Source organism: Lyngbya sp. CCAP 1446/10, assembly GCF_026130175.1.
GTDB lineage: Bacteria > Cyanobacteriota > Cyanobacteriia > Cyanobacteriales > Microcoleaceae > Microcoleus.
Map to the genome: position 1 here is coordinate 1 of NZ_JAIGNI010000022.1, position 21,411 is coordinate 21,411.

General features: G+C 44.9%; 20 protein-coding genes. 12 read left to right on the forward strand and 8 right to left on the reverse strand.

The window, feature by feature from the left end:
- The 4 genes from K4039_RS11520 to K4039_RS11535 all read left to right on the forward strand — a co-directional run.
- Nucleotides 1–202 (forward strand): hypothetical protein (locus K4039_RS11520; protein WP_265235321.1); only part of this gene is annotated, 202 nt, incomplete at its 5' end.
- A gap of 90 nt (nucleotides 203–292) precedes the next feature.
- On the forward strand, nucleotides 293–1,864 hold the full coding sequence (locus tag K4039_RS11525) for an NAD(P)H-quinone oxidoreductase subunit N (protein ID WP_265235322.1): 1,572 nt from the start codon (nucleotides 293–295) through the stop codon (nucleotides 1,862–1,864).
- Nucleotides 1,865–2,103: 239 nt separating this feature from the next.
- The gene (locus K4039_RS11530; protein WP_265235323.1) at nucleotides 2,104–2,721 is read left to right on the forward strand and encodes a Uma2 family endonuclease; all 618 of its coding nucleotides are present in this window, start codon (nucleotides 2,104–2,106) and stop codon (nucleotides 2,719–2,721) included.
- 105 nt (nucleotides 2,722–2,826) lie between these two features.
- Nucleotides 2,827–3,243: a GNAT family N-acetyltransferase gene (locus K4039_RS11535; RefSeq protein ID WP_265235325.1), complete on the forward strand. Its 417-nt coding sequence runs from the start codon at nucleotides 2,827–2,829 to the stop codon at nucleotides 3,241–3,243.
- Between the two features lie 11 nt (nucleotides 3,244–3,254).
- On the opposite strand, the gene K4039_RS11540 is transcribed toward K4039_RS11535, so the two are convergent.
- Both K4039_RS11540 and K4039_RS11545 read right to left on the reverse strand, forming a co-directional pair.
- The gene (locus tag K4039_RS11540) at nucleotides 3,255–3,605 is read right to left on the reverse strand and encodes a Spx/MgsR family RNA polymerase-binding regulatory protein (protein ID WP_265235326.1); all 351 of its coding nucleotides are present in this window, start codon (nucleotides 3,603–3,605) and stop codon (nucleotides 3,255–3,257) included.
- Between the two features lie 181 nt (nucleotides 3,606–3,786).
- Nucleotides 3,787–4,230, reverse strand: coding sequence for a DUF4332 domain-containing protein (locus tag K4039_RS11545; protein ID WP_265235327.1), 444 nt, complete (start codon nucleotides 4,228–4,230; stop codon nucleotides 3,787–3,789).
- 392 nt (nucleotides 4,231–4,622) lie between these two features.
- Between K4039_RS11545 and K4039_RS11550 the strand changes: the two genes are divergently transcribed.
- From K4039_RS11550 to rpmF, 5 genes are all read left to right on the forward strand, one after another.
- Nucleotides 4,623–6,008 (forward strand): aminopeptidase P family protein, encoded by a 1,386-nt coding sequence (locus K4039_RS11550; RefSeq protein ID WP_265235328.1) that lies wholly within the window; start codon nucleotides 4,623–4,625, stop codon nucleotides 6,006–6,008.
- Nucleotides 6,009–6,070: 62 nt separating this feature from the next.
- Nucleotides 6,071–7,759: an adenylate/guanylate cyclase domain-containing protein gene (locus K4039_RS11555; RefSeq protein WP_265235330.1), complete on the forward strand. Its 1,689-nt coding sequence runs from the start codon at nucleotides 6,071–6,073 to the stop codon at nucleotides 7,757–7,759.
- A gap of 341 nt (nucleotides 7,760–8,100) precedes the next feature.
- Nucleotides 8,101–9,084, forward strand: a complete 984-nt coding sequence (locus K4039_RS11560) for a GntR family transcriptional regulator (RefSeq protein WP_265235331.1) — start codon at nucleotides 8,101–8,103, stop codon at nucleotides 9,082–9,084.
- Nucleotides 9,085–9,237: 153 nt separating this feature from the next.
- On the forward strand, nucleotides 9,238–11,127 hold the full coding sequence (locus K4039_RS11565; RefSeq protein WP_265235333.1) for a hypothetical protein: 1,890 nt from the start codon (nucleotides 9,238–9,240) through the stop codon (nucleotides 11,125–11,127).
- Nucleotides 11,128–11,494: 367 nt separating this feature from the next.
- Nucleotides 11,495–11,668: a 50S ribosomal protein L32 gene (gene rpmF / locus K4039_RS11570; RefSeq protein ID WP_006632406.1), complete on the forward strand. Its 174-nt coding sequence runs from the start codon at nucleotides 11,495–11,497 to the stop codon at nucleotides 11,666–11,668.
- Nucleotides 11,669–11,820: 152 nt separating this feature from the next.
- Here the strand turns inward: rpmF and queA are convergent, their stop codons facing one another.
- Complete coding sequence (queA, locus tag K4039_RS11575) at nucleotides 11,821–12,945, reverse strand: tRNA preQ1(34) S-adenosylmethionine ribosyltransferase-isomerase QueA (protein ID WP_265235337.1); 1,125 nt, start codon at nucleotides 12,943–12,945, stop codon at nucleotides 11,821–11,823.
- Nucleotides 12,946–13,100: 155 nt separating this feature from the next.
- Between queA and K4039_RS11580 the strand changes: the two genes are divergently transcribed.
- Nucleotides 13,101–13,490: a hypothetical protein gene (locus K4039_RS11580; protein WP_265235338.1), complete on the forward strand. Its 390-nt coding sequence runs from the start codon at nucleotides 13,101–13,103 to the stop codon at nucleotides 13,488–13,490.
- Between the two features lie 26 nt (nucleotides 13,491–13,516).
- Nucleotides 13,517–13,639 carry a hypothetical protein gene (locus K4039_RS11585; RefSeq protein ID WP_265235339.1) on the forward strand — a complete coding sequence of 41 codons (123 nt, stop codon included), beginning with the start codon at nucleotides 13,517–13,519 and terminating at the stop codon, nucleotides 13,637–13,639.
- Between the two features lie 47 nt (nucleotides 13,640–13,686).
- Here K4039_RS11585 and K4039_RS11590 read toward each other — a convergent pair whose 3' ends face one another.
- Nucleotides 13,687–14,256, reverse strand: coding sequence for a YraN family protein (locus K4039_RS11590; protein WP_265235340.1), 570 nt, complete (start codon nucleotides 14,254–14,256; stop codon nucleotides 13,687–13,689).
- Nucleotides 14,257–14,270: 14 nt separating this feature from the next.
- On the opposite strand from K4039_RS11590, the gene K4039_RS11595 reads away from it, so the two are divergent.
- Entirely contained in the window at nucleotides 14,271–14,783 is a 513-nt protein-coding gene (locus K4039_RS11595) for a pentapeptide repeat-containing protein (RefSeq protein ID WP_265235341.1), read from the forward strand.
- A 45-nt stretch (nucleotides 14,784–14,828) separates the two neighbouring features.
- Here K4039_RS11595 and dnaG read toward each other — a convergent pair whose 3' ends face one another.
- The 4 genes from dnaG to K4039_RS11615 all read right to left on the reverse strand — a co-directional run bounded on the left by dnaG (nucleotide 14,829) and on the right by K4039_RS11615 (nucleotide 21,397).
- A complete protein-coding gene (dnaG, locus tag K4039_RS11600; RefSeq protein ID WP_265235342.1) occupies nucleotides 14,829–16,826 on the reverse strand; it encodes a DNA primase in 1,998 nt (665 codons plus the stop codon).
- A gap of 313 nt (nucleotides 16,827–17,139) precedes the next feature.
- Nucleotides 17,140–18,090, reverse strand: a complete 951-nt coding sequence (locus K4039_RS11605) for a glycosyltransferase family 10 domain-containing protein (RefSeq protein ID WP_265235343.1) — start codon at nucleotides 18,088–18,090, stop codon at nucleotides 17,140–17,142.
- Between the two features lie 85 nt (nucleotides 18,091–18,175).
- Nucleotides 18,176–19,375, reverse strand: a complete 1,200-nt coding sequence (locus K4039_RS11610) for a glycosyltransferase family 4 protein (protein WP_265235344.1) — start codon at nucleotides 19,373–19,375, stop codon at nucleotides 18,176–18,178.
- An 18-nt stretch (nucleotides 19,376–19,393) separates the two neighbouring features.
- Nucleotides 19,394–21,397, reverse strand: coding sequence for an ABC transporter ATP-binding protein (locus K4039_RS11615; RefSeq protein ID WP_265235345.1), 2,004 nt, complete (start codon nucleotides 21,395–21,397; stop codon nucleotides 19,394–19,396).
- Between the last annotated feature and the right edge of the window lie 14 nt (nucleotides 21,398–21,411).

Below are 21,411 nucleotides of genomic sequence, written 5' to 3' on the forward strand. Positions count from 1 at the left end.
TCAGGAGCGCAATGGAATATTGAGAGCGTTCCCTCTATCCTTTCTCTTCGCTGTGCTTATCTCAACGGTCAACTTTCAATTTGATGTATTTGCCAAAGTGAGATGCACCCAGACATTGTTTGTAGTGAAGCGGTTTCAACCGCCGACTCCCGCCAACTCCCCGGCAACAAACACCGGCCCAAGTGGGATCGCGAAGCTGTAATCAGTTACAATCCACCTTAGTAAAGAATTTTTACGAACTCACTGCCCATTACAGCCTTTTGGGCCTGTACTACCCAACCTGCGTGAAAATATGGATTTTGCTACTCTTGCCGCCCAGCTAAATGCTGGAACTATCTTGCCCGAGGGAATCATCATTGTCACCCTCTTGGTGGTTCTCGTCGGCGATTTAATCGTAGGCCGCAGTTCCTCTAATTGGACTCCCTACGTTGCCGTTGCGGGTTTGCTAGCCGCCGTTGGTGCTTTGTGTTTGCAGTGGGATAACGTTAATACCATCTCGTTTCTAGGCGGTTTTAACAGCGATGCCTTGAGTTTGGTGTTTCGCGGAATTATCGCTTTGACTACGGCTGTCACTATTTTGATATCCGTCCGTTATGTACTGCAAACGGGTACTGCTTTAGCGGAATTTATCTGCATTTTGCTCAGCGCTACTTTGGGAGCAATGTTCCTTTCCGGCGCTAATGAATTGGTGATGATTTTTATTTCGTTGGAAACTCTGAGTATCTCGTCTTATTTGCTGACGGGTTACACAAAACGCGATCCGCGTTCCAATGAAGCTGCTTTGAAATATTTGTTAATTGGTGCGTCTTCTTCGGCGGTGTTTCTCTACGGTTTGTCGCTGCTGTACGGGTTGTCTGGTGGCCAAACTACGCTAAGTGCGATCGCAGCTAATCTGTCTACTGTGAATGAAGGTCAATCTCTCGGTTTGGTGATTGCTTTGGTTTTTGCGATCGCCGGAATCGCCTTCAAAATCTCCGCAGTTCCCTTCCACCAGTGGACTCCAGACGTTTATGAAGGTTCACCAACACCCGTTGTCGCCTTCCTTTCCGTCGGTTCCAAAGCCGCCGGTTTTGCCCTAGCAATCCGGTTGTTAACAAGTGCATTCCCCGCACTTATCGAACAGTGGCACTTCGTATTCACAGCCTTAGCCATACTCAGCATGGTGTTGGGTAATGTAGTTGCCCTCGCCCAGACTAGCATGAAGCGGCTTTTGGCTTATTCGTCGATCGCCCAAGCCGGTTTTGTAATGATTGGTTTGGTTGCAGGAACCGAAGCCGGTTACTCCAGCATGATATTTTATCTGTTGATTTACCTGTTTATGAACCTAGGCGCATTCGCCTGCATCATCCTGTTCTCCCTGCGGACTGGAACCGACCAAATCAGCGAATACTCGGGCTTGTATCAAAAAGATCCTCTGCTAACTTTAGCCTTAAGTATTTGCCTGCTTTCTCTCGGCGGAATTCCCCCCCTGGCTGGATTTTTCGGCAAAATCTATCTGTTTTGGGCCGGCTGGCAAGCTGGACTTTACGGCTTAGTTATCCTGGCATTAATTACCAGCGTAGTTTCGATTTACTACTACATCCGCGTCGTCAAGATGATGGTAGTAAAAGAACCTCAAGAGATGTCGGATGCGGTGAAGAACTATCCCGAAGTTCGCTGGAACCTTCAGGGAATGCGACCTTTGCAAGTCAGCGTCGTACTAACTTTAGTCGCGACAACATTGGCTGGAATTTTGTCTAATCCTTTGTTTAACTTAGCAAACGATTCAGTCACCAAAACCCCCATGTTGCAATCGGCAATTAGTCAGGTTGTACCGACTTATGCTGTGAAAGTTGAATCGAATCTTTTGTCTCGCAACGATTAATTTTAGTGGGATTTGAAAGATTGGAAAGCGCCTAATTGTCAAAGATTAGGCGCTTTTTTATATCTTCAACCTGCGGAGGCAGGTGAGAGTTTGTATAGACGCGGTTTCAACCGCCCGGTCTTCTGTAATCAAATTCAAATCGCCGATGATTGTGATATACTATTAGTCATGATTTTTAACCGCAGATTTAAGCAGATTAATACGGATTAACGCAGATAAAATATAGTGGAGGTGTAAAAATGTTAGTAAAAACCAAGTCAAAGTTTTATACTCCAGATGAGTACCGACAGTTAGAAGAAACTACCGAGTTTAGAAATGAATACCGCGATGGAGAAATTGTAGAGATGGCAGGCGGCACAATTAATCACAGCCGGATTATCCGAAATTTGAGTAGAGTTTTGGGAAACTTGCTTGAGGGGCAACCTTTTGAGCTTTTTCACAACGATTTGCGGCTGTGGATTCCTCGATACCGGCGGGGAACTTACCCGGATATTATGGTGATTGAAGGAGAACCAGTTTTTACGGAAGGACATACCGACGAGATACTCAATCCAATCATGATTGTGGAAGTCCTTTCTAAGTCTACCAAGGATTTCGATAGAGAGGATAAATTTCGGTTTTATCGCTCGATTCCTGAATTCCGCGAGTATATATTAGTCAATCAATCCGATTTTTTAGTCGCACAGTATATTAAAAATGAATCGAATCAATGGTTGTTTCAGGAATATGAGGGAGAATCGGCAATAGTTGCTTTCGCTACGCTGGGAGTACAAATGTCGATGAGCGAGATTTACAACAAAGTAGTATTTGAAACGGAGGAAACGGAGGAAACGGAGGAAACAGAAGTACAGGAATGAAATTCAGACTATTGGGTGATGCAATATCCAGCTTGGTAACACTAAAACAATAATAATTTGGTTGGTGGTGAGGAATTTAGTCCTCTGATTTTTCTGAGGTAAAAAATGGATAACTACCGCATAGTCGAGACTTTGACGGAAAATCAGGTTTCTGACTTGATGGATTTGTACAAAAACGAGTTTTGGTGCGACAAGCGGAGGCGGGAGGATGTGGTTAAAATGCTCGCTGCTACTGATGTTACCATTGGTTTGGTCGATGAGGGCGATAGGCTAATTGGCATTACCCGCGTCATCACCGATTTTGTCTACAGGGCGATGATTTTTGATGTGATTGTCAAGCCGACACACAGAAAAATGGGACTGGGTGCGGTATTGATGGATGCAGTTTTCAATCATCCCGAATTGCAAGCCGTGGAGAGTTTTTCGCTTAATTGTTTGCCGAAAATGATACCATTTTACGAGCGCTGGGATTTCACGGACGACCTGGGAGAAATTAAGGTTATGCGGCGCAAAAACCGCTAAACTCAGCTAATTTAAAGCCCAAGTTTTTCTCTAATCGCATCTGCTTTGAAACCTACTAAAACAGCAGTTCCATCTTTAACAAAAAGAGGACGTTTCAGCAGCATCGCATCCTTAGCAAAAGCCTCCACCCACTCTTCACTCGTCCAGTCTTGCTTCTCGTCGCCCAACGCGCGGTAAGATTGACCAGAAGTATTTCGCATTGGTTGAAAACCTAAAGCTTTGACCCAGTTTTGAATTGTTTCGCGATTGGGTGGCTGTTCTTTTGTGTTGATAAACTCGTAAGTAATGCTGTAATCTTTGAGCCACTGCATAGCTTTTTTGCAGGTGCCGCAGTTCGGGATTCCGTAAACTTGAATTGACATATAAAGAAGGAAGAAGGAAGAAGGAAGAAGGAAGAAGGAAGAAGGAAGAAGGAAGAAGGAAGAAGGAAGAAGGAATCGACTGTACGAGCTTCAGTAATTAAGAACTTCCTAAACGTCTTAAGAACTCATATACTGTTGACTAATGACTCTTGACTAATGACTCTTGACTAATGACTAATGACTAATGACTCTTGACTAATCTAGCTTGTTGAATCCATTGTTGCACGCGATCGACTGAAGGAGTCAAATCATTGCGCTGCATTGTGGCTACATGGAGTCTGAGGATTTGTTGGTGCAACCTCTCCACGGGCATTTGAGCCAGTTGAGCCGCAGAAGCAACGCCCGCGTGCAGCAACAGCCCACAATATTGACAGCCTACGCTCGGAATTCGAGCCAACTCTGCCATTGCTACCCATTTATTAATATGTTTAACGTTAATCTGTAATTGATGTGCTAGCAACACTTTTGCTGCTTGTGTTTTCGTCATCCGAATTAGTTGTCCGATTGTGGTGATGCCACATTCTTCTAGTTGAGACTGGTTTTCATTGGTCAATCCTGGCAAGTGTTCGATTGGCCAGTCGCGTACTTGCACGGAAGTTTTAGAGGCTGTGTGAGAAGTTTTCATGTTTTTTACGTGAATTTACTTATACTTTAAAGTCTAAAATATAAAGAGTCAATAGAAACGATCGCCTAGCGCGCAAAATCAACAACAATCAAACCAACGAATTTGGCTGATTGCGGGTGTTCAATTTTTGCTATATTGCTTGCACTGTAATGCTTATAGCGTTTTTGTGTTCGCAGTCTGGCAGTGTTCCTGGTGAACACAATCATGTCGGCGATGACGACAAAGACGATCGCCAAGATAGTACCAAAGATCGCAGCCAAAAATCAAATAAAGATTAGACTTTTACTGAAAATGGCTGCTAAATTTGAAGTCAGGACTTTAATGCTTTAACGCTGAGAATCTAAGGAATGAAGTCCTGACTTCAAACCAATTCAAATTTTCACTTGTTACCGATGAAAACTAAAAACTACGATTTGTTAAGAACTACTTTACACCAACGGCGGCAAAAACTTGCCAATTTAGTGAATTTTCCGGTAATTCTCTGGTCTGGGCGCAGCATTCCTCGGAATTATCCGGCACTTGTTTACCCTTTTCGCGCCAGCAGTCACTTCCTATATTTTGCAGGTTTGCCGTTAGAAAATGCTGCGATTCGCTTAGAATCTGGCAAATTAGAACTGTTCTTAGATGATGCAGATCCTAGTAGCACACTTTGGCACGGGGAAATGCCGAAACGCGCGGAAATTGCTGAACTAATTGGGGCTGATGCTGCTTTCCCCATGACTGAATTAAAAGCGCGCTCCACAAATAGCGCAACGATCGCCCTTCAGGATAGCTTGATTCGGTTGCAACAGTCGGATATTCTAAATCGCGCTCTTGCACCGTCCAAAGCGCCAACCGGCATCGATCTAGAATTGACTCAGGCAGTCGTATCGCTGCGCCTGAGCCACGATGCAGCCAGTTTGGTCGAATTGCGTCAAGCTGCGGCTGTCACCGTAGCAGCACACAAAGCGGGTATGGCGGCAACTCGAAATGCTCGAATCGAAGCGGGGATTCGCGCTGCAATGGAAAGTGTGATCATCTCGGAAAATATGACCTGTGCCTATCCGAGTATTGTCACGGTACAGGGCGAAGTTCTGCACAGCGAACATTATCACAATCCGCTACAAATAGGAGATTTGCTGTTAGCAGATGTCGGTGCAGAAACATCAATGGGATGGGCGGCTGATGTGACTCGCACTTGGCCTGTTTCCGGCAAGTTTTCGCCGACTCAAAGAGCGATTTATGATGTAGTTTTGGCAGCGCACGATGCTTGTATTGAGAAAATTAGTCCTGGGGTAGAATATCAAGATATTCACCTGTTAGCTGCTCGGATTATGGCAGAAGGATTGGTTGATTTGGGTATTTTGCGGGGGAATGTTGAAGATTTGGTAGCAATGGATGCTCACGCGCTGTTTTTTGTGCACGGAATCGGGCATTTAATCGGTTTGGATGTTCACGATATGGAAGATTTGGGCGATTTGGCTGGCTATGCAGCAGGAAGAACGAGAAGCAGTCGGTTTGGGTTGGGATTTTTGCGGCTGAATCGTGTTTTGCGTCCGGGAATGCTGGTATCGATCGAACCGGGTTTTTATCAAGTTCCGGCAATTTTGAATAACTCTGAAAATCGCGCCAAATATAAAGAATTTGTAAAGTGGGACGAGTTGGAAAAATTCGCGGACGTGCGGGGCATACGCATTGAAGATGATATACTTGTTACCGAAGAGGGTAGAGAAGTATTAACAGGGAAATTGCCAGCGAAAGCTCAGGAAATTGAGGAGTTAGTTGCGGTAAGTATATAGGGATAGATCGCATTAGGGCGATCGTCCGCAGTTCCAACAGGCGAGACAAAAGATAAAAAAAGATGAACAAAGCTTGGCAAACAGGTATTTTGATGCTAGTTGAAAAACTAGCAGCGCAAGTCCAAAAATTTGCAGCGCGGAGACTTGCGCGATTTTTTCGCAACCGTATATCCTCGCCGCCGCCGATGCAAGCTGCACCTTTGCCCAGCAACGAAGAAGAGAGACTAAAAGCACTTCACAGCTACCAGATTCTCGATACAGATGCCGACGAAGCTTTTGATGATCTAACAGCTTTAGCATCCCACATTTGCGGCACTCCTATTGCTTTAGTCAGCTTAATAGATGCTAACCGACAGTGGTTTAAATCAAAAGTCGGTTTGGACGCGGTAGAAACTCCTAGAGAGTTAGCATTTTGCGCTCACGCTATTTTAAATCCTAACGAATTGTTAGTTATACCCAATGCTCTCGAAGATGATCGCTTTGCGGGGAATCCGCTAGTAACTGCCAATCCCAATATTCGGTTTTATGCTGGAGCGCCGCTCGTAACTTCTGACGGTTTTCCAATAGGCACTTTGTGCGCGATAGATACAGTTCCGCGCCATCTCACGCCAGAACAATTAGAAGCGCTGCGGACTTTAGGAAGGCAAGTTATTAGCCAAATGGAGTTGCGAATTAATTATGCTAAATTAAAGCGCGCCCAGATCCAACAACAACAAGTTGAAGCAAAACTCCGTTCTACTGATGAGCAAATTGTCAATTTTTTAGAAGGAATGAGCGATGCTTTTTTTGCTCTAGACCTCCAGTGGCGGTTTACTTACATCAATTACAAAGCATCGCAATTTTTGCAGCGTGCGCCGGAAGAACTTTTTGGGGAAATTTTTTGGGAACAGTTTCCAGATTTAATAAGTTCGGTATTTTATGAAGAGTGTCATGAAGCTGTAGCCAAACAAGTGGGAGTGACTTTTGATGAATATTATCGTCCCTTAAAAGTGTGGTTGGAAGTCCGGGCTTTTCCCAGTCACGATGGCATTTCTGTATTTTTTCACGACATCACCAAGCGCAAACAGATGGAATCTGCACTCAGGAAACAACAGAAAAAAACTGAGAATTTACTGCTAAATATTCTGCCAGAACCCATCGCCAACAGGTTGAGGCGTGAACCGGGGGTAATTGCAGACAAGTTTGAAAAAGCCACAATTCTTTTTGCTGATTTGGTGAATTTTACCCAAATTTCTACCACTATGTCCGCGACTAAATTGGTACATTTGCTAAATGAAATTTTCTCAACTTTTGACCAACTTACTGACAAGCACGGGTTGGAAAAAATTAAGACGATCGGGGACGCTTACATGGTAGCGGGCGGTATTCCGATTGAACGCCCAGATCACGCAGAGGCGATCGCCGAAATGGCGCTGGATATGCTAGTAGCAATTCAGGAATTAAATGTGAAGCTAGAGGCGAATTTTGATATCCGCATCGGGATTAATAGCGGCCCGGTGGTGGCGGGGGTAATCGGTACTAAAAAATTTATTTATGATTTGTGGGGAAATGCGGTGAATACAGCCAGCCGTATGGAATCTCACGGCATCCCCGGCCGCATTCAAGTTAGTTTTTATACTTACGATTTGCTGTCAGATAAATATGAATTTGAAGAGCGTGGCTTGATTGAGATTAAGGGTAAAGGGGAAATGCGGACTTATTTTATGACTGGTAGAAAGATAGCAAGCGAGATGGAAATAGTCGGAGAGTAAATATAGCATAGGGAAGTTCGGCAACGGATTTTTTAAGGGATTTAACGGAGGTCACGGATAGAGGGAATAGCGGATTTACCGCATGGATTTCAGCAATTAAGAATGTCCTGACGATGATGGCGGTTGCTATAAAGTTAAGACTTGAAAGTACCTGAACAATCAGGGGAATTCGGGAGGCTGCGATCGATCGCCAATCAGCCCCGATCGCAAACTAAGCAAAACCGCCGTCACAGATGAACCAAATCAGATTATGCTATACACACGCAGAGATATCCAAGCAATCCCAGGCGCGGTACTCGACGTTATAAAAATACTAAGTTGAAGTCGTCGGAGCCTTTAATATGGTTCAGTTTCATATTCAAACAGATAGTGATATTCCAGCGTCCACGCAACTATTCAATCAAATCAGGTTTGCGATCGCCTCGCGCCAGTTTCCACCCGGACACCGCTTGCCCAGTACCAGGCAACTAGCAATGCAGACGGGTTTGCACCGCAACACCATCAGCAAAGTATATCGACAACTCGAAAATACCGGACTTGTAGAAGCCCAAGCCGGATCGGGCATTTACGTCCGCGCTCAAGGCCACGAAGGTGGCAGCAAACTCAAATCCCCGATCCTTGATGAATATCCCCTGGCTAACAAAATAATTCAAGAAAGTATGGATCAACTGCTGGGACAGGGCTGTACGCTCAACCAAGCAAGGGAATTATTTTTGGCAGAAATTGACTGGCGACTCAGGTGTAGTGCGCGGGTGGTCGTCACAGCCCCCACAGAAGACATCGGCGTGGGCGAGCTGATGGCGAAAGAACTGGAACAAGCTTTGCGGATTCCCATCCAGTTAGTAGCGATGGAAGATTTAGGTACTTTTCTGGATAACATCTCTGCGGGAACTGTAATCACCAGTCGTTATTTTATCGGACAAGCGGAGTTAATTTCGGCGCCGCGTTCGGTGCGAGTGATTCCCGTAGACATCTATGATTATGTTGAGGAAATTCAGTTAGTGGGGAATTTGCCTAAGGATAGTTATTTGGGTATCGTCAGTTTGAGTTCGGGAATGTTGCGATCGACTGAAGTGATTATCCACAGTCTCCGGGGCGAGGATTTGCTGGTGATGACGGCTTTGCTGTCGGATGCGTACAAGATTAACTCGATCGTGCGATCGGCGAGAACAATTTTCTGCGACCAACCGAGCTTTGCTACAGTAAAAGCTGCCATTAACGCCGCCAGAGAGGATATTATTCGTCCCCCGCAACTGGTATGCTCCGAAAATTATATCGGCTCTAAGTCGATTAATTTGCTCAAGCGCGAGTTGGGCTTGGGGTAAGTCAGTTGACAGTGGACAGTTGACAGTTGACAGTTGACAGAAGGAAGAGGGGGAGATTGGGAGATTGGGAGATTGGGAGATAATTGTCTAATTACCAATTACCAATTACCAATTACCAAATCTAAATGTGGTGATATCAGAAAGAGGAAAAATATGACAGTAGCAGCGCGACAAAGCAAGGCACAAATTCTAGAAGTAGAGTTGCAAAAGCACTTGCAAACAGCCGGATTTAAAAATTTACCGCTTTATATCAGTTGCGATTTTCGAGATGATTCTTTAACCGTTGTGGGAGAACACCCACGCAGTTTAGTTCTCAAAGCTAAACCGACTTTTGCGGTACTAGAAGCAGCAATTCTCGAAATAGAACCGGAAACTATTCAACAGATTGGACTTTGCTTAAAAATGACTGGGCAAAAACAGCCCTATGCTTTCCATTCTTTTACAATGCACAACCCTGTTTTGTCAAGACCCAAAACAGTGGAAGTGCGAAAGAAAACCAAGGAAATACCCGCAGCAGAAACGGGGATTGTGCTAGCAACAAATGCGGCAGATACGGCGGATGCAGCGGAGGAAATGCCGTTAGAAACAGATATTAAAGAGCAGGGAGATCATGAATATTTTCCTGATTTGTCTGAGAGTTCCAACAATTCCGATCCGATCGCCTTTAGAGTAGCTGCAATTCCTGGAGATTTTGCAGAAAATCCCTTCAATCCGCTAGACATGGAAGCGGTAACAGTTTCTCAAACACCAAAGTATTCACCGTGGGCGGTGCTGGCGGCGACAGGAATCGTCAGCTTGGCGGCGATAATTTTGGCAGGGGGTTATTACCTGTTGAGCCGCCCCTGTGTGATCGGAGAATGCCCTGCACTAGCTAATGCTAAACAGTTGAGCGACAATTCGGTAAGGACGCTGAAAACTTCCAAGGTTGCTAACAGCCCGGAAGAAGCGCAGGAACAGTTAAAAGGGGCGATCGCACTTTTGGAACCAATTCCCGCTTGGTCAATTCATCGCAGTGAGGCTCAAACCGCCCTGGAAAGCTATCGCGAGCAAAATCAAAATATCCAATCTGCGATCGATGCAGCGCGTCTGGCACAGTCGGCAGCCCGGAAAACCGAAAATCCGTCTTATTCTGCCGAGAGTGCGAAGGAAGCGCAGGCTCTGTGGCAAAGTGCGATCGCTCAACTCGGAGAAATCCCCAAAGACAGCCCAGTTTATCCGTATGCTCAAAGAAAGACGAAGGAATACCGGAAGAATTTAGCAAGTGGAAATCGGCTCCTGGGCGCAGAAACAAAAGCCGAAAAAACGTTGCTTGCAGCCAAAAGTACAGCTCAAATAGCAGAAGCTCGCGAAGCAGTAGCTCAGACAGCCGAGACATGGGGACAAGTGCAAGCAGGTTGGGAAAAAGCTCTGGACACCCTAGCAGAAATTCCCGGCAATACGCAATCCTATCAACAAGGTAAACTGCTAGCTCCGAAATACGAAACCAAGCTTTCACAAGCTCGCGAACGCAAAAATGTTGAAGGAATTTCGGAAAATGCCTACACTCAAGCTGTGACTTTAGCAGCAGAAGCTAGAATTTTTGAGGGCAAAAACGGCTGGTTTAAAGCATCAGAAAACTGGCGGAGAGCTTTGAGTTATGCCGAGCAAGTTCCGGTGGCTACTTCTTATTCCCAAAAAGCTAAACCGCTGATCGAATCCTACAAAATTTCATTGCAGCAAGCTGAAGTTAAGTTGCGGGAAGAAAGGAATCTGCAAAAAGCGCGCACGGATTTGGATAGAACTTGCAAAGGCAAGCCGAAGATTTGCGATTATACTGTTAGTAGTGGTTTGATTGCGGTGCAGATGACTCCCGGTTATGTGGAGAAGTTGCAACAAACTTTCATTCAGGCAAATAACAATAATTCTGTTAAGACTCGCCAAGCTGTGGAAAAGCACGTTGAAACTTTGCAAAAGGCCTTGGAGGCGATCGCCGAAAACGCGAAAATTCCGATGCAGGTTTACGATGGCGATGGTAAGCGGATTGCTAGTCACGAACCGAAGTAAGTGCGTTGAAGTGTGTTGAAGTGCGATCGTCCTGGCTCAGCTTAATATCGGCCGCGTCTTGTTTGTGGGGATGCTAGGTTGAGCTTGTCTGGCTAAACTAGGTGTAGGAGATTTAAATGTAGGGTGCGTCAGCCGGGGATTTTAGGTGTTTTTTGAGAAGCCGATCGCGCTGTGCACCCTTGAGGGATTTAAATGTAGGGTGCGTTAGTCTGGCGATTGTAGGTGTTGTTTGAGCAGCTAACTGCTGATGTACCGTACTACTTGATACTACTTCCCAAACAATTGTTGTCGGAGAGTCGATCGAGCCTGTGAGGCAAAATCGGCTAGAATATTTGTTTGTCTATACAATCCGAAAGTATTTAGCGTCATGGCAGTCCCTAAGAAGAAAACCTCCAAATCCAAGAAGAATATGCGTAAGGCCACATGGAAGCGCAAAGCTGTAGTGGCAGCTCAGAAAGCTCTGTCCCTGGGCAAATCGGTTCTGACTGGGCGTTCCAACAGCTTTGTGTATCCCGGCAATGAAGAAGAGGAGGAAGAATAAATAGATTAAAAATTAACCATTGGCATTTCTGATATTTTGCACCATTCTCGGTTGACAGGCTTTCCTGGCTGTTGAGCAACACATATATTTTCTTGTGGGTGGCCACTTCGGGCCGCCCTAAAGGAAAGCTTGAGAATGGTGCTAAATATGAGTTAATCCTTCCTTACATCCGGTAAAATCAGCATGGCATCGCCAAAAGAATAAAATCTGTACTGGTGATCGATCGCCTCTCGGTATAAATCCAACAGCCGAGGCCTTCCCACCATCGCACTTAACATCATCATCAAAGTAGAGCGCGGCAAGTGAAAATTGGTAATCATCCCGTCCACAACCCGCCACTTGTAACCGGGATAAATAAACAAATTTGTCTGGCCGCAAAAAGGTTGCAAGGAAAAATCGCCACTCGCCGCGGCAGATCCCTCTAAAGCTCGCACTGCTGTAGTACCCACCGCAAAGATCCGCCCGCCTCTAGCTTGAGTTTCGCGGATTTTCTCTACGGTGGCGGCCGATACTTCCACCCATTCATTGTGCATTTGGTGAGTCGTCACGTCTGCCACCTCCACGGGGCGAAACGTCCCTACTCCGACGTGGAGGGTGACAAAAGTTTTGTCAATTCCCCGCTGCTCCAAGCGGCTAAACAATTCTTCGGTGAAGTGCAGACCTGCTGTGGGGGCCGCCACCGCCCCAGGTTTTTCGGCATAAACAGTCTGGTACTGTTCCGGCGAAGCTTGGGACTTGTCAATGTATGGCGGCAGGGGTACATGGCCGTATTCGTCCAAAAACTTCGCCAGAGTCGCATCTGTGGGGATGTCAAACTCTAACAGCCGTCCTCCTGTTGACTCATCCCTGGCAATTACTGTAGCAGTCAATCGACGATCGACTGCCACAGCGTCGGGAAGGCAACAGCAAGGGCCTGTGGATTCTTCACAGTGTGGATCAAACTCAATTTTTGCTCCTAATTTTAAGCGTTTCCCTGGTTTAACCAAAGCGAGCCAGCAGTTGTGCTGCCGTTCTTCCATCAACAATATCTCCACAGCCGGGCCGTTGGGTTTGTGCCCGTAGAGCCTCGCTGGCAACACGCGGGTGTTGTTCAGTACCAGCAAGTCTCCGGGTTCTAGCAAATCGGGTAAATCCCGGAAAATCCGGTGTTGGTGACTGCTGGGAGAGTCTACCACCAGCAACCGAGAACTGTCCCTCGGCACTACGGGATTTTGGGCAATGCGCGAGGGCGGAAGTTCGTAGTCATAACCGTCCAAAGACCAGTCAATCTCTGTCATCTGGTGAATTCCTGTCAAAAATCTGTCAACTGGGTAACAAATTGGGTAAAAACCCCCATCTCAAGTCGGGTGGTTTTCCCCTTGTGGTGGCGGGTAGAGTCCGCGAGTATAGAGGTATAGCATCAGCTTTGCTCATAAGGCTCATAAGGATCGTTATGGAATACCTCTACTACATCGCCAATACTAGCCTTACTCTGAGAGTCGTGGATTACCTACGCACAGCTCATCATCTTCCCTTGCAATTTATCACTGTTATTCACCAAATAGACGGCTGGGTGGTGAAGGTGAAAATGAGCCAATATTTAACTCCAGGAATGCACGGAGATTTTCGGGCTTTTATGAACGAACTGGGGATTCCTTACGATCCTGAAATTCGCTTGCAGATGGCACTTTGGAGTTTGGAAACCGGACAATCGCCGCTGAGCGTGATGCGTCGCTACCAGGTGGCAGTGGTTTGTCACGGCAGTCCTGACCGTAAGGAAATTGAAGCGTTTCGCCAACAGTTTGTCAAGGGTCTGGGATATTGCCCGGAAACTTTGGCCTAGACTGCTACGCATATAAATTAACTGTGATGGCAGAGAGAGAGGGGGAGAAGGCGATCGGGGGAGAGGATTTAACGCTGTTTCCACGTCCGTTAAAGTTGAAGAGAGATATGGGCGGCAGTAAGGGCAAGTTAACAATTAAAAATTACTAAGTGGCATTGCTTTTTGATTTTACCGTGTAATTTTTAATTTGACATTTCTAATTACTAAAAGCCGATCGAATGTATTCTTGCAGGGTGAGCAGGTAATTTCCGGCAAGGACGGATTGAGAGTTAGGCACCGTTAAGGGTGGTACTATGTGCTTCGTGTTTTGCCGTGAGGGTTCGCACCTGACTAGGGCGACATCAAAGCGACAAGAATTATTTGCTAAATCTGGACGAGTGCTTAAAAATATTTCGGCGGTTTGCCAAAGTTTGGCTTGTTTTGTGGCACTAACAGCCAGCATTCCGCCAGCATCCCAATTTCTGCGGCGGCGAGTTTTGACCTCTACAAAGGCTAATGTCGGGAATTGGTGATTGGGAATGCCTGGTTTTTTGGCGCTGTCTTCATCTTTTCCGAGAGCAATGATGTCAATCTCTCCCCAGCGACAGTGGTACTGTCGATGCAGAATTTCCCAACCTTGCTGCTGTAACCACTCGGCGACTAAGTTTTCTCCCAATGTGCCCAAAACCCTAGATTTTGGGGATTGAGGAGAGTTGGAGTCGGCGGGAGCTAGGGAAGAGGATCGCTTTCTGGTAAAATTCAATTCTGAACTTTCATCGCTGCCCATTAGCTTTAAATTGTATGACTTCTGGAATTCGCCAACATATTTATACTTTCTTGCTGAGTTTTATTATTTTAGCAGTAATTGCCGCTGGGGCGATCGCCATCAATCCCGCACCTGCTTTCGCCTTGGATCGTGACAAAGAAATTCTAGTTGGCGCTGATTTTAGTGGACAAGTTCTGACTAACGACAGTTTTAATAAAGCTAATCTTCGCAACAGCAATTTTACTAATGCAGATTTACGAGGCGTAAGCTTGTTTGGTGCCAATATGGAAGAGGCAAATTTAGAAGGCGCTAATTTAAGGGGTGCGACTTTGGATTTGGCTCGCATGATGAACGCAAATTTAACAAATGCTATCCTTGAGGGTGCTTTTGCTTACAATACCAGACTGGAAGGAGCTGTGATTGACGGTGCTGATTTTACTGAGACACTGCTGCGAGACGATATGATCGAAAAACTTTGTAAAGTCGCAAAAGGTACTAATCCGGTGACTGGGAGAGAGACTCGCGAAACTCTGTTTTGTGATTATTAAAAGATAGGACGTACGGTTTCAACCGCCGTGTCTTTTAAAATCTTATTAGCCCCAAGGTACGGAGGTTAAATCGTAAAAATTAACTTGACGCAGCCGCTCTAATTCCTCTATCCATTCTTGTTCGGCGCAGAGTTGCTGGTAATATTCTATGGCAGCATCGGTTTTCTGCCACATATCGAGTGCAATTCTCCGCCGCTTGATGCTGATGATTTGCTCGATACAGGCGATCGCAGATCGAATGACTAAAGGCGCGCGATAAACGTTTCTTTCGGAAAACTCGTTTAAATGAAATAAATGGGAGATTTGATTGAGTTGAGTAGGATATTCAATGAAGCTATCTTGCAATTTCAATATTAACTCAGTAGGCGCTGCTTGTAAATAGATGTTGTGCAATATTTCTGCATTCAAAATTAAGTGCCACAAAAATCTGTGGTGAGAAAGGCTAAACTGCACATCTCTAGCTTCTATGGCTTCTCTGACTTCTTGGCGGTATTCGGGACAGTGTAAGTAAATCTGCAATAATTGCGCTTCTGCTTCTTCTAACAGACTTCGGGCTGCTACTGAAAAGCCTGTTTTTGAGCTTTTGCTTTCGCTGGTACGTTGTTTTTTATATTGTTTGTTCGGCTTTAGCTTGTTTCTAATTAACAGAGGCATTGTCAAAGCTTCGTCTTGACTCAGCCGCTGTCCCCAATCGCTGACTACTTGATTTAATAAGTTTTCGGCGAGCATTTTTGTGAGTCGAAAATCTCCTTTGCTGAGGATTTCGGCGCATTTTTGTAGATAATGTGATAGCTGATTGTCATCAGTAATATTGGTTAATAATTTAATAATTTTTTTGGTAATTTGCTGGGAAGTATCTGCTTGTTTCAAATCTTGATTGACGAGCATTTGTTGCAGTTGCCAGTCGATCCACAATGGAGCGTTTTCGAGCAATTCTCGATACTGTTCTGGGGAGTATGTTTTGAGATATTCGTCGGCATCTTTGCCGTCGGGAATGTTGAGCACTCGCAGTTGTACTTCTCCTTGATAGGCGAGTTGTTCTATTTCTCCAATGGCGCGCTCTGCTGCTTTAGTGCCTGCTTTGTCGGCGTCGAAGTTGAGGATAATTTGTTTAGAATCAGTGTACCGCAATAACTGCCGCACTTGGTTTAAACTCAGGGCTGTGCCGAGGGAGGCGACGGCGTTGGAGATGCCCGCTGCCTGAAGTGCGATCGCATCAAAGTACCCCTCTACGACGATCGCGCGATCGGCTTTGCTAATGGCTGTTTTGGCTGTATCTAAGCCATATAAAGTCTTACCTTTATCGAACAGTTCTGTTTCAGGAGAATTGAGGTATTTCGGTTGTTCGTCGCCGAGAGCTCTGCCGCCGAAACCGATGACTCTGCCTTGGGTATCGCGAATGGGAATCATGATGCGGTTGCGGAAGCGATCGTAATAGCCACTGCCGCCTGATTTGCGTGGTACAATTAGTCCTGCTTGTTCTACTAATTGCGCGGGATAGTTTTTTTGTTCTACTAAATAACTATACAGTGCTTCCCAACCTTGGGGTGCATAACCTATTTGAAATTGTTGGATAGTTTCTTCGCTGAGTTGGCGATCGGATTTGAGATATGCTAAGGGTTCTTGTCCTTGGGTTTGCCGCAATGCGTGTTCGTAAAACTTGGCTGTTAGTGCTGAGATTTCATAAAGTTGTTCCCGCAGAGAAATTTGGCGCTGTAATTCTTGTCGGTGTTCTGGTTCGACTGTTTTGATGGGGACTTGATAATTTTTAGCTAGTTCTAATACGACTTCGCTGAAAGAGCGTTTGTCTAATTCCATGAGGAATTTAAAGGCATTCCCGCCTGCACCGCAGCCGAAGCAATAGTACATTTGTTTGGCTTGATTGACAGTGAAACTAGGAGATTTTTCGTCGTGGAATGGGCATAATCCGACGAATTCTTTGCCGCGTTTTTTTAAGATGACTCGACCGGAAATAACGTCTACTATGTCGGCTCTTTGTTTGACTTCTTCGATTGTTTCTGGGTGCAGCCTGGGAACTTGCATAGGGCTATTTTATGACAATTAAAAGTATGTTTATTTTGAACGATCGCACAATTTGAGTTTTCGTAGAAACCGGGTTTTTTATGAAAATATTTCGTTACAGCCCGTATCTTCGGCTTAAAAACTCGGTTTATTTGGTCTTAAGTAGGTGGTTACAAATAAACATTAGATGAGGAGAGGGCGGGTTTTGTACTCATCTTCTCGCTTGTATACGAGTGCTCTTAGCTGAACCCGCTCCTACCAGGGGCGGGTTGACCAACCATCTATAATTCCCACAAACAATTCACATAAACCCGCCCCACCAAGCGACTATTTCCTAAGATACAAAATTGGATAGCCAATTAAGCAAGTTCAATTCATGAAGAATAATTTGCCTAGCTTCAGCAATCTTCTCCCTCGCTTCTTGCCAATAATCCGCAGTAGCAATCACTTCTTTAATAAATTCTACTCCCTTTTGATCCAAACTAGGCAAGCGCAAAAAACTTCCCGCAGGCAACAACTTATCCGCCGCCGCACCGCCGTAATAAATCGGCAAATTCCAAGCTAACAAAGCATCCCAAAGTTTCTCGCTGACATACCAATCATTTTCTGCATAATTTTCAATAGCCAAATTGTAATAATAAGGTGCGACGGCGTGCCATTTATTGTTAACCGTGCCATTTCCCCACGCCCAAGTTGGCAAATTTCGCCCGTAAAGGTCAAAATCTAATTCTGCTTCTTGCAGCAATTTTATAAAATCTAATCTGCGCCGATGGTTGGCGGTGCGACTAACGCCCGAAGTTATCCAAGAACAGGATTTAGTTTTATTTGGTAGTGGCATTTCGTTCAATTCTCGAAATGAGTTAGAGTGATACCAAATCGCGGGCATATAATCGGGTTTGGGTGCGAAGTCGTCGGGCCCGGAAACGTAACCGCAATCAAGTTTTGCTTGTTCGTAGTTGGCTTTGGTGATCTCAATTACTTCTGCTAAAGGTGGCTCTCTAATTAGGTAGATAATGCGTTCTTTGGGAACGTTGCGGAATTTATCTCGAATGTCATTATCTGGATTTTGATGCTTGTATTGGCGTATTTTGTCGAGCCATGACTGCTGTTTGGGCTGTCGGGGAAAGTCGAATTGATACATGAGTAAAAAATCTGGTTCTGGATGGTTGGCGAGCATTTGAATGTTGCCCCATTTTCCGAAATTTTCCGGTGTTTGTTGCCACAACCAATCGCTTTGGTTCATGCCTGGGTATGTGGTAATTGTGCCGATAATTTTTGGGGTCATAAATTGATGTTTTGCGGGTTCTATTCTTGAGTCTGGGTAGGCAGACTTTGTTTGTGTAGTCGCGGTTTAAACCGCCGACTCTTATCTAACAAATAATTTGCGATCGCACATCCGCATCCACATAACTCAAAATTTTCTCTATTCTATTTTCCCAAGAAAACTGCTTGACAAAATCTAATGTTTCTGCATAACCTTCGCTCCTCCTCGGATATTTGGCTAAACTATCTCGAATGCTTTGCGCAAACCTATATGGGTTATCCGGTTCGCACCAAATTGCAGCTATTTTTCCAGATTTGAATTCCATTAAAGATGCAATTTCTGTGGCTATAATTGGAGTTCCCGATGCCATATAATCAAAGAATTTTAAAGGAGATGTGAATGTTGCAGCCTCTGTCTGACAGTGAGGGTGAGTCAAAACATCCGCCGCTTGCAGCAAGCTGGCTAGTTGATTTTGAGGCAGGTAGCCGAGAAAATTGATGTTCTTGACCTGCTTGTCTGTGGCTAGCTGCTGGTATGCTGTTACTTGGGATGAGTCACCACCGGCGATCGCAAATTGAACTTCCGGCAACTCCCGCGCCACATCCACCAACATATCCACACCTTTAAATGGGTAAAGTCCGCCCGCGTAAACTGCTAAATACTGCCTATCATCGGCTAATAATTGCTGTCGCCAATTCTCCGCTGCGACTGTTTGTCTCACCAAAAACAACTGGTTAAAACCATTGTGCAGCATAATGACTTTTTCCGCTGGCATCCCATTCTCAATCATGGTATGTCGCACAGTATCAGCAACAGTTACAGCAATTTGAAATAAAGGATTGCAAACAATTTCCGGCTCAAACTTCTTATTTTCATGGTGATGTTGTTCGTAGATAGCGGGAATTCCATTTTTGATGGCAGCTTTGACAAAGTTCCAGTCGCGGCTGTGGACAATTTTTGTCGATTTAAGCAGGTGAATCGGTAAATAGTATTTTGAAACTATTGTACTCGCACTCGTCCACTTGCTGTCCCAAAAGTCGATCGGCCACGGTACGGGCAAATCTGCTACTTTTAGCTGTTCCTGAAGATTGTAAATTTTGGCAAGTTGATCGTCCGGTTTTCTCGGTCTAAAAGGAAAAAGCAAATCAACCGGATTCAAAGCACTCCAGCCTTTGCGGAGGTATACCAAAACTGCTGGATAACCGAGATTTGCGGCGGCATTGGCAGAGTTGGTAACTTGAACTAAGCTGGCTACATTGGGTTGCGGTAAAGTATTTCTGGTAAAAAATACATAATATTTAGACATGGATTTTTAACTGATTTTCTACTTGTTAACTGTCTGACGCTTAATCGTACTTTCTATAAATTCTAAAGTCGTGAAAATATTAGCAGCCGAATGATATGATTCTCTGATTAACTCATCTCTTTCTTCGGGAGAATCAACCATTTCATCTACTAGCAATTTCAGGTAAGCTATCATCGGAGTCAGGCGAGTGCGAATTTCGTAAGAACCTCTAATTAAAGCTTCATCACGAGCGGTTTCTTCGGCAAATTGCATTGAATACAAGCGAGTGTAGTAACCTCCCTTGGCGAGCAATTCTTCGTGGGAGCCAATTTCTACTACTTGCCCGCGATCGATTACGGCGATTTTGTCGGCTTTTTGGACTGTGGAGAGGCGGTGGGCGATCACTAAGGTTGTGCGATCGCAACTCAGTTTCTCGATCGCCGATTGCACATACCTTTCCGAAACCGTATCCAACGAACTCGTAGCCTCATCTAAAATCAAAATTTCCGGGTTTTGCAGCAAAGCTCTAGCAATAGAAATTCTCTGACGCTGCCCTCCCGATAATATCACACCGCGATCGCCAATTTGAGTATCCAACCCCTCCGGCAACAGTTCGATAAACTCATAAGCATTCGCCCCCTGTGCCGCTTGCACAATTTCTGCCTCAGTCGCTTGGGGCTTAGCGTAAGCAATATTTTCGCGCACAGAAGCATTAAATAAAAACGTATCTTGGCTAACAATACCCATCGCTTTTCTGAGACTTTTTAGATCGAATTCGCGCAAATCCGTGCCATCTATCGAGATATTACCTTCTGTAGGATCGTAAAATCTCGGCAATAAATCTGCCAAAGTTGACTTCCCAGAACCCGAAGTTCCTACCAAAGCCAAAGTAGTGCCGCAAGGTAGAAATAAATCAATTCCTTGAAGGACTAAACTTTTGTGATTCGGATAACTAAAAGATATTTTATTAAAACTGATTCCCGATCGCAAATGAGTGTAAGGCACAGAACCGTTCAGCATAAACGGCTTGTCATCGCAGCTCAAAAAATCATTAACCACCTCTACACTAGCCGACGTATTAGCAAATTGACTGCGCCCGCTATTCAACTGTGAAATTAAAGGGATTAATCGAAACAGTACCAATAAATAGGTTAATAAAATTGTAGCAATAGACTCTATCTCATTCGCAAATATTGTGCGACCTATAAATACAATCAAAATTATAACTATCAAATTAACAACTTCGTTAATTGGGGCGATCGCCGCATAATTTACCTGAGCCTGAAAATCCGCTTGTTCTCGCCTTTGAATTAAATGCTTGATCCGCTGATACTCCCTTTCCTCGTTCCCCGTTGACTTAACCAGCCGAATCCCTGTAATCGTTTCCAACACCCTAACCGAATAATCTTTCGACATTTCAGAAAGAAGGTGGCCAAAATGCTTGGAACGGTTAATAATATATTGATTTGTCCAAGCAACTAACGCCAGCAAAACTGTAGCTGTCACCGTCAGTTTCCACGAGATAGAAAGTAGCAGACCCACAAAAACCAAAACCGTGATTGAGGTAGTAAACATTCCGATGGCCGTACCAACTGCACTAGCAGTCCGACCAATCTCTCCGCCTAATCTATTAATTAAATCCCCGACTTTAGTTTTAGAGTAAAAATCTAAATCTACTTCTAACAACAACCGCAAACCTGCGTCTCGCAAATCAAAAGTCAGAGAGCGGGTCAGAGAAGTAGCTACTAAAGTATTGATATAACTCGCAACATTTTTTAAAAAAATTGCCAGCACAACCGCCCCGGTCATCAGCATTAAACGCTGATTTCCGGGCATTCCCTCAAAGGGATACATCAAAGTTTTAATTAGAGGTGGAGCACCACGCAGCTCGATAGCTTCCTCTAAAAAACTTAAAAGCACTGGTACAATCAGAGTAGTGCTGATACCGTTAAATAAAGCGCCAGAAAAGCCCAGCATCACAGTTAAGAGAATCCTGCCGGGATATCGTCTGGCAAATTTTAGGAGTAGCTTATTTGCAGACATGAAGCATTCCCAGC

Coding starts and splice junctions, on each gene's coding strand:
- K4039_RS11580 (WP_265235338.1), top strand. CDS start 13,101: ATGGAATACCTCTACTACATCGCCAATACTAGCCTTACTCTGAGAGTC.
- K4039_RS11545 (WP_265235327.1), bottom strand. CDS start 4,230: ATGAAAACTTCTCACACAGCCTCTAAAACTTCCGTGCAAGTACGCGAC.
- K4039_RS11530 (WP_265235323.1), top strand. CDS start 2,104: ATGTTAGTAAAAACCAAGTCAAAGTTTTATACTCCAGATGAGTACCGA.
- K4039_RS11565 (WP_265235333.1), top strand. CDS start 9,238: ATGACAGTAGCAGCGCGACAAAGCAAGGCACAAATTCTAGAAGTAGAG.
- K4039_RS11615 (WP_265235345.1), bottom strand. CDS start 21,397: ATGTCTGCAAATAAGCTACTCCTAAAATTTGCCAGACGATATCCCGGC.
- K4039_RS11590 (WP_265235340.1), bottom strand. CDS start 14,256: ATGGGCAGCGATGAAAGTTCAGAATTGAATTTTACCAGAAAGCGATCC.
- K4039_RS11610 (WP_265235344.1), bottom strand. CDS start 19,375: ATGTCTAAATATTATGTATTTTTTACCAGAAATACTTTACCGCAACCC.
- K4039_RS11540 (WP_265235326.1), bottom strand. CDS start 3,605: ATGTCAATTCAAGTTTACGGAATCCCGAACTGCGGCACCTGCAAAAAA.
- K4039_RS11585 (WP_265235339.1), top strand. CDS start 13,517: ATGGCAGAGAGAGAGGGGGAGAAGGCGATCGGGGGAGAGGATTTAACG.
- rpmF (WP_006632406.1), top strand. CDS start 11,495: ATGGCAGTCCCTAAGAAGAAAACCTCCAAATCCAAGAAGAATATGCGT.
- queA (WP_265235337.1), bottom strand. CDS start 12,945: ATGACAGAGATTGACTGGTCTTTGGACGGTTATGACTACGAACTTCCG.
- K4039_RS11560 (WP_265235331.1), top strand. CDS start 8,101: ATGGTTCAGTTTCATATTCAAACAGATAGTGATATTCCAGCGTCCACG.
- K4039_RS11595 (WP_265235341.1), top strand. CDS start 14,271: ATGACTTCTGGAATTCGCCAACATATTTATACTTTCTTGCTGAGTTTT.
- K4039_RS11605 (WP_265235343.1), bottom strand. CDS start 18,090: ATGACCCCAAAAATTATCGGCACAATTACCACATACCCAGGCATGAAC.
- dnaG (WP_265235342.1), bottom strand. CDS start 16,826: ATGCAAGTTCCCAGGCTGCACCCAGAAACAATCGAAGAAGTCAAACAA.
- K4039_RS11550 (WP_265235328.1), top strand. CDS start 4,623: ATGAAAACTAAAAACTACGATTTGTTAAGAACTACTTTACACCAACGG.
- K4039_RS11555 (WP_265235330.1), top strand. CDS start 6,071: ATGAACAAAGCTTGGCAAACAGGTATTTTGATGCTAGTTGAAAAACTA.
- K4039_RS11525 (WP_265235322.1), top strand. CDS start 293: ATGGATTTTGCTACTCTTGCCGCCCAGCTAAATGCTGGAACTATCTTG.
- K4039_RS11535 (WP_265235325.1), top strand. CDS start 2,827: ATGGATAACTACCGCATAGTCGAGACTTTGACGGAAAATCAGGTTTCT.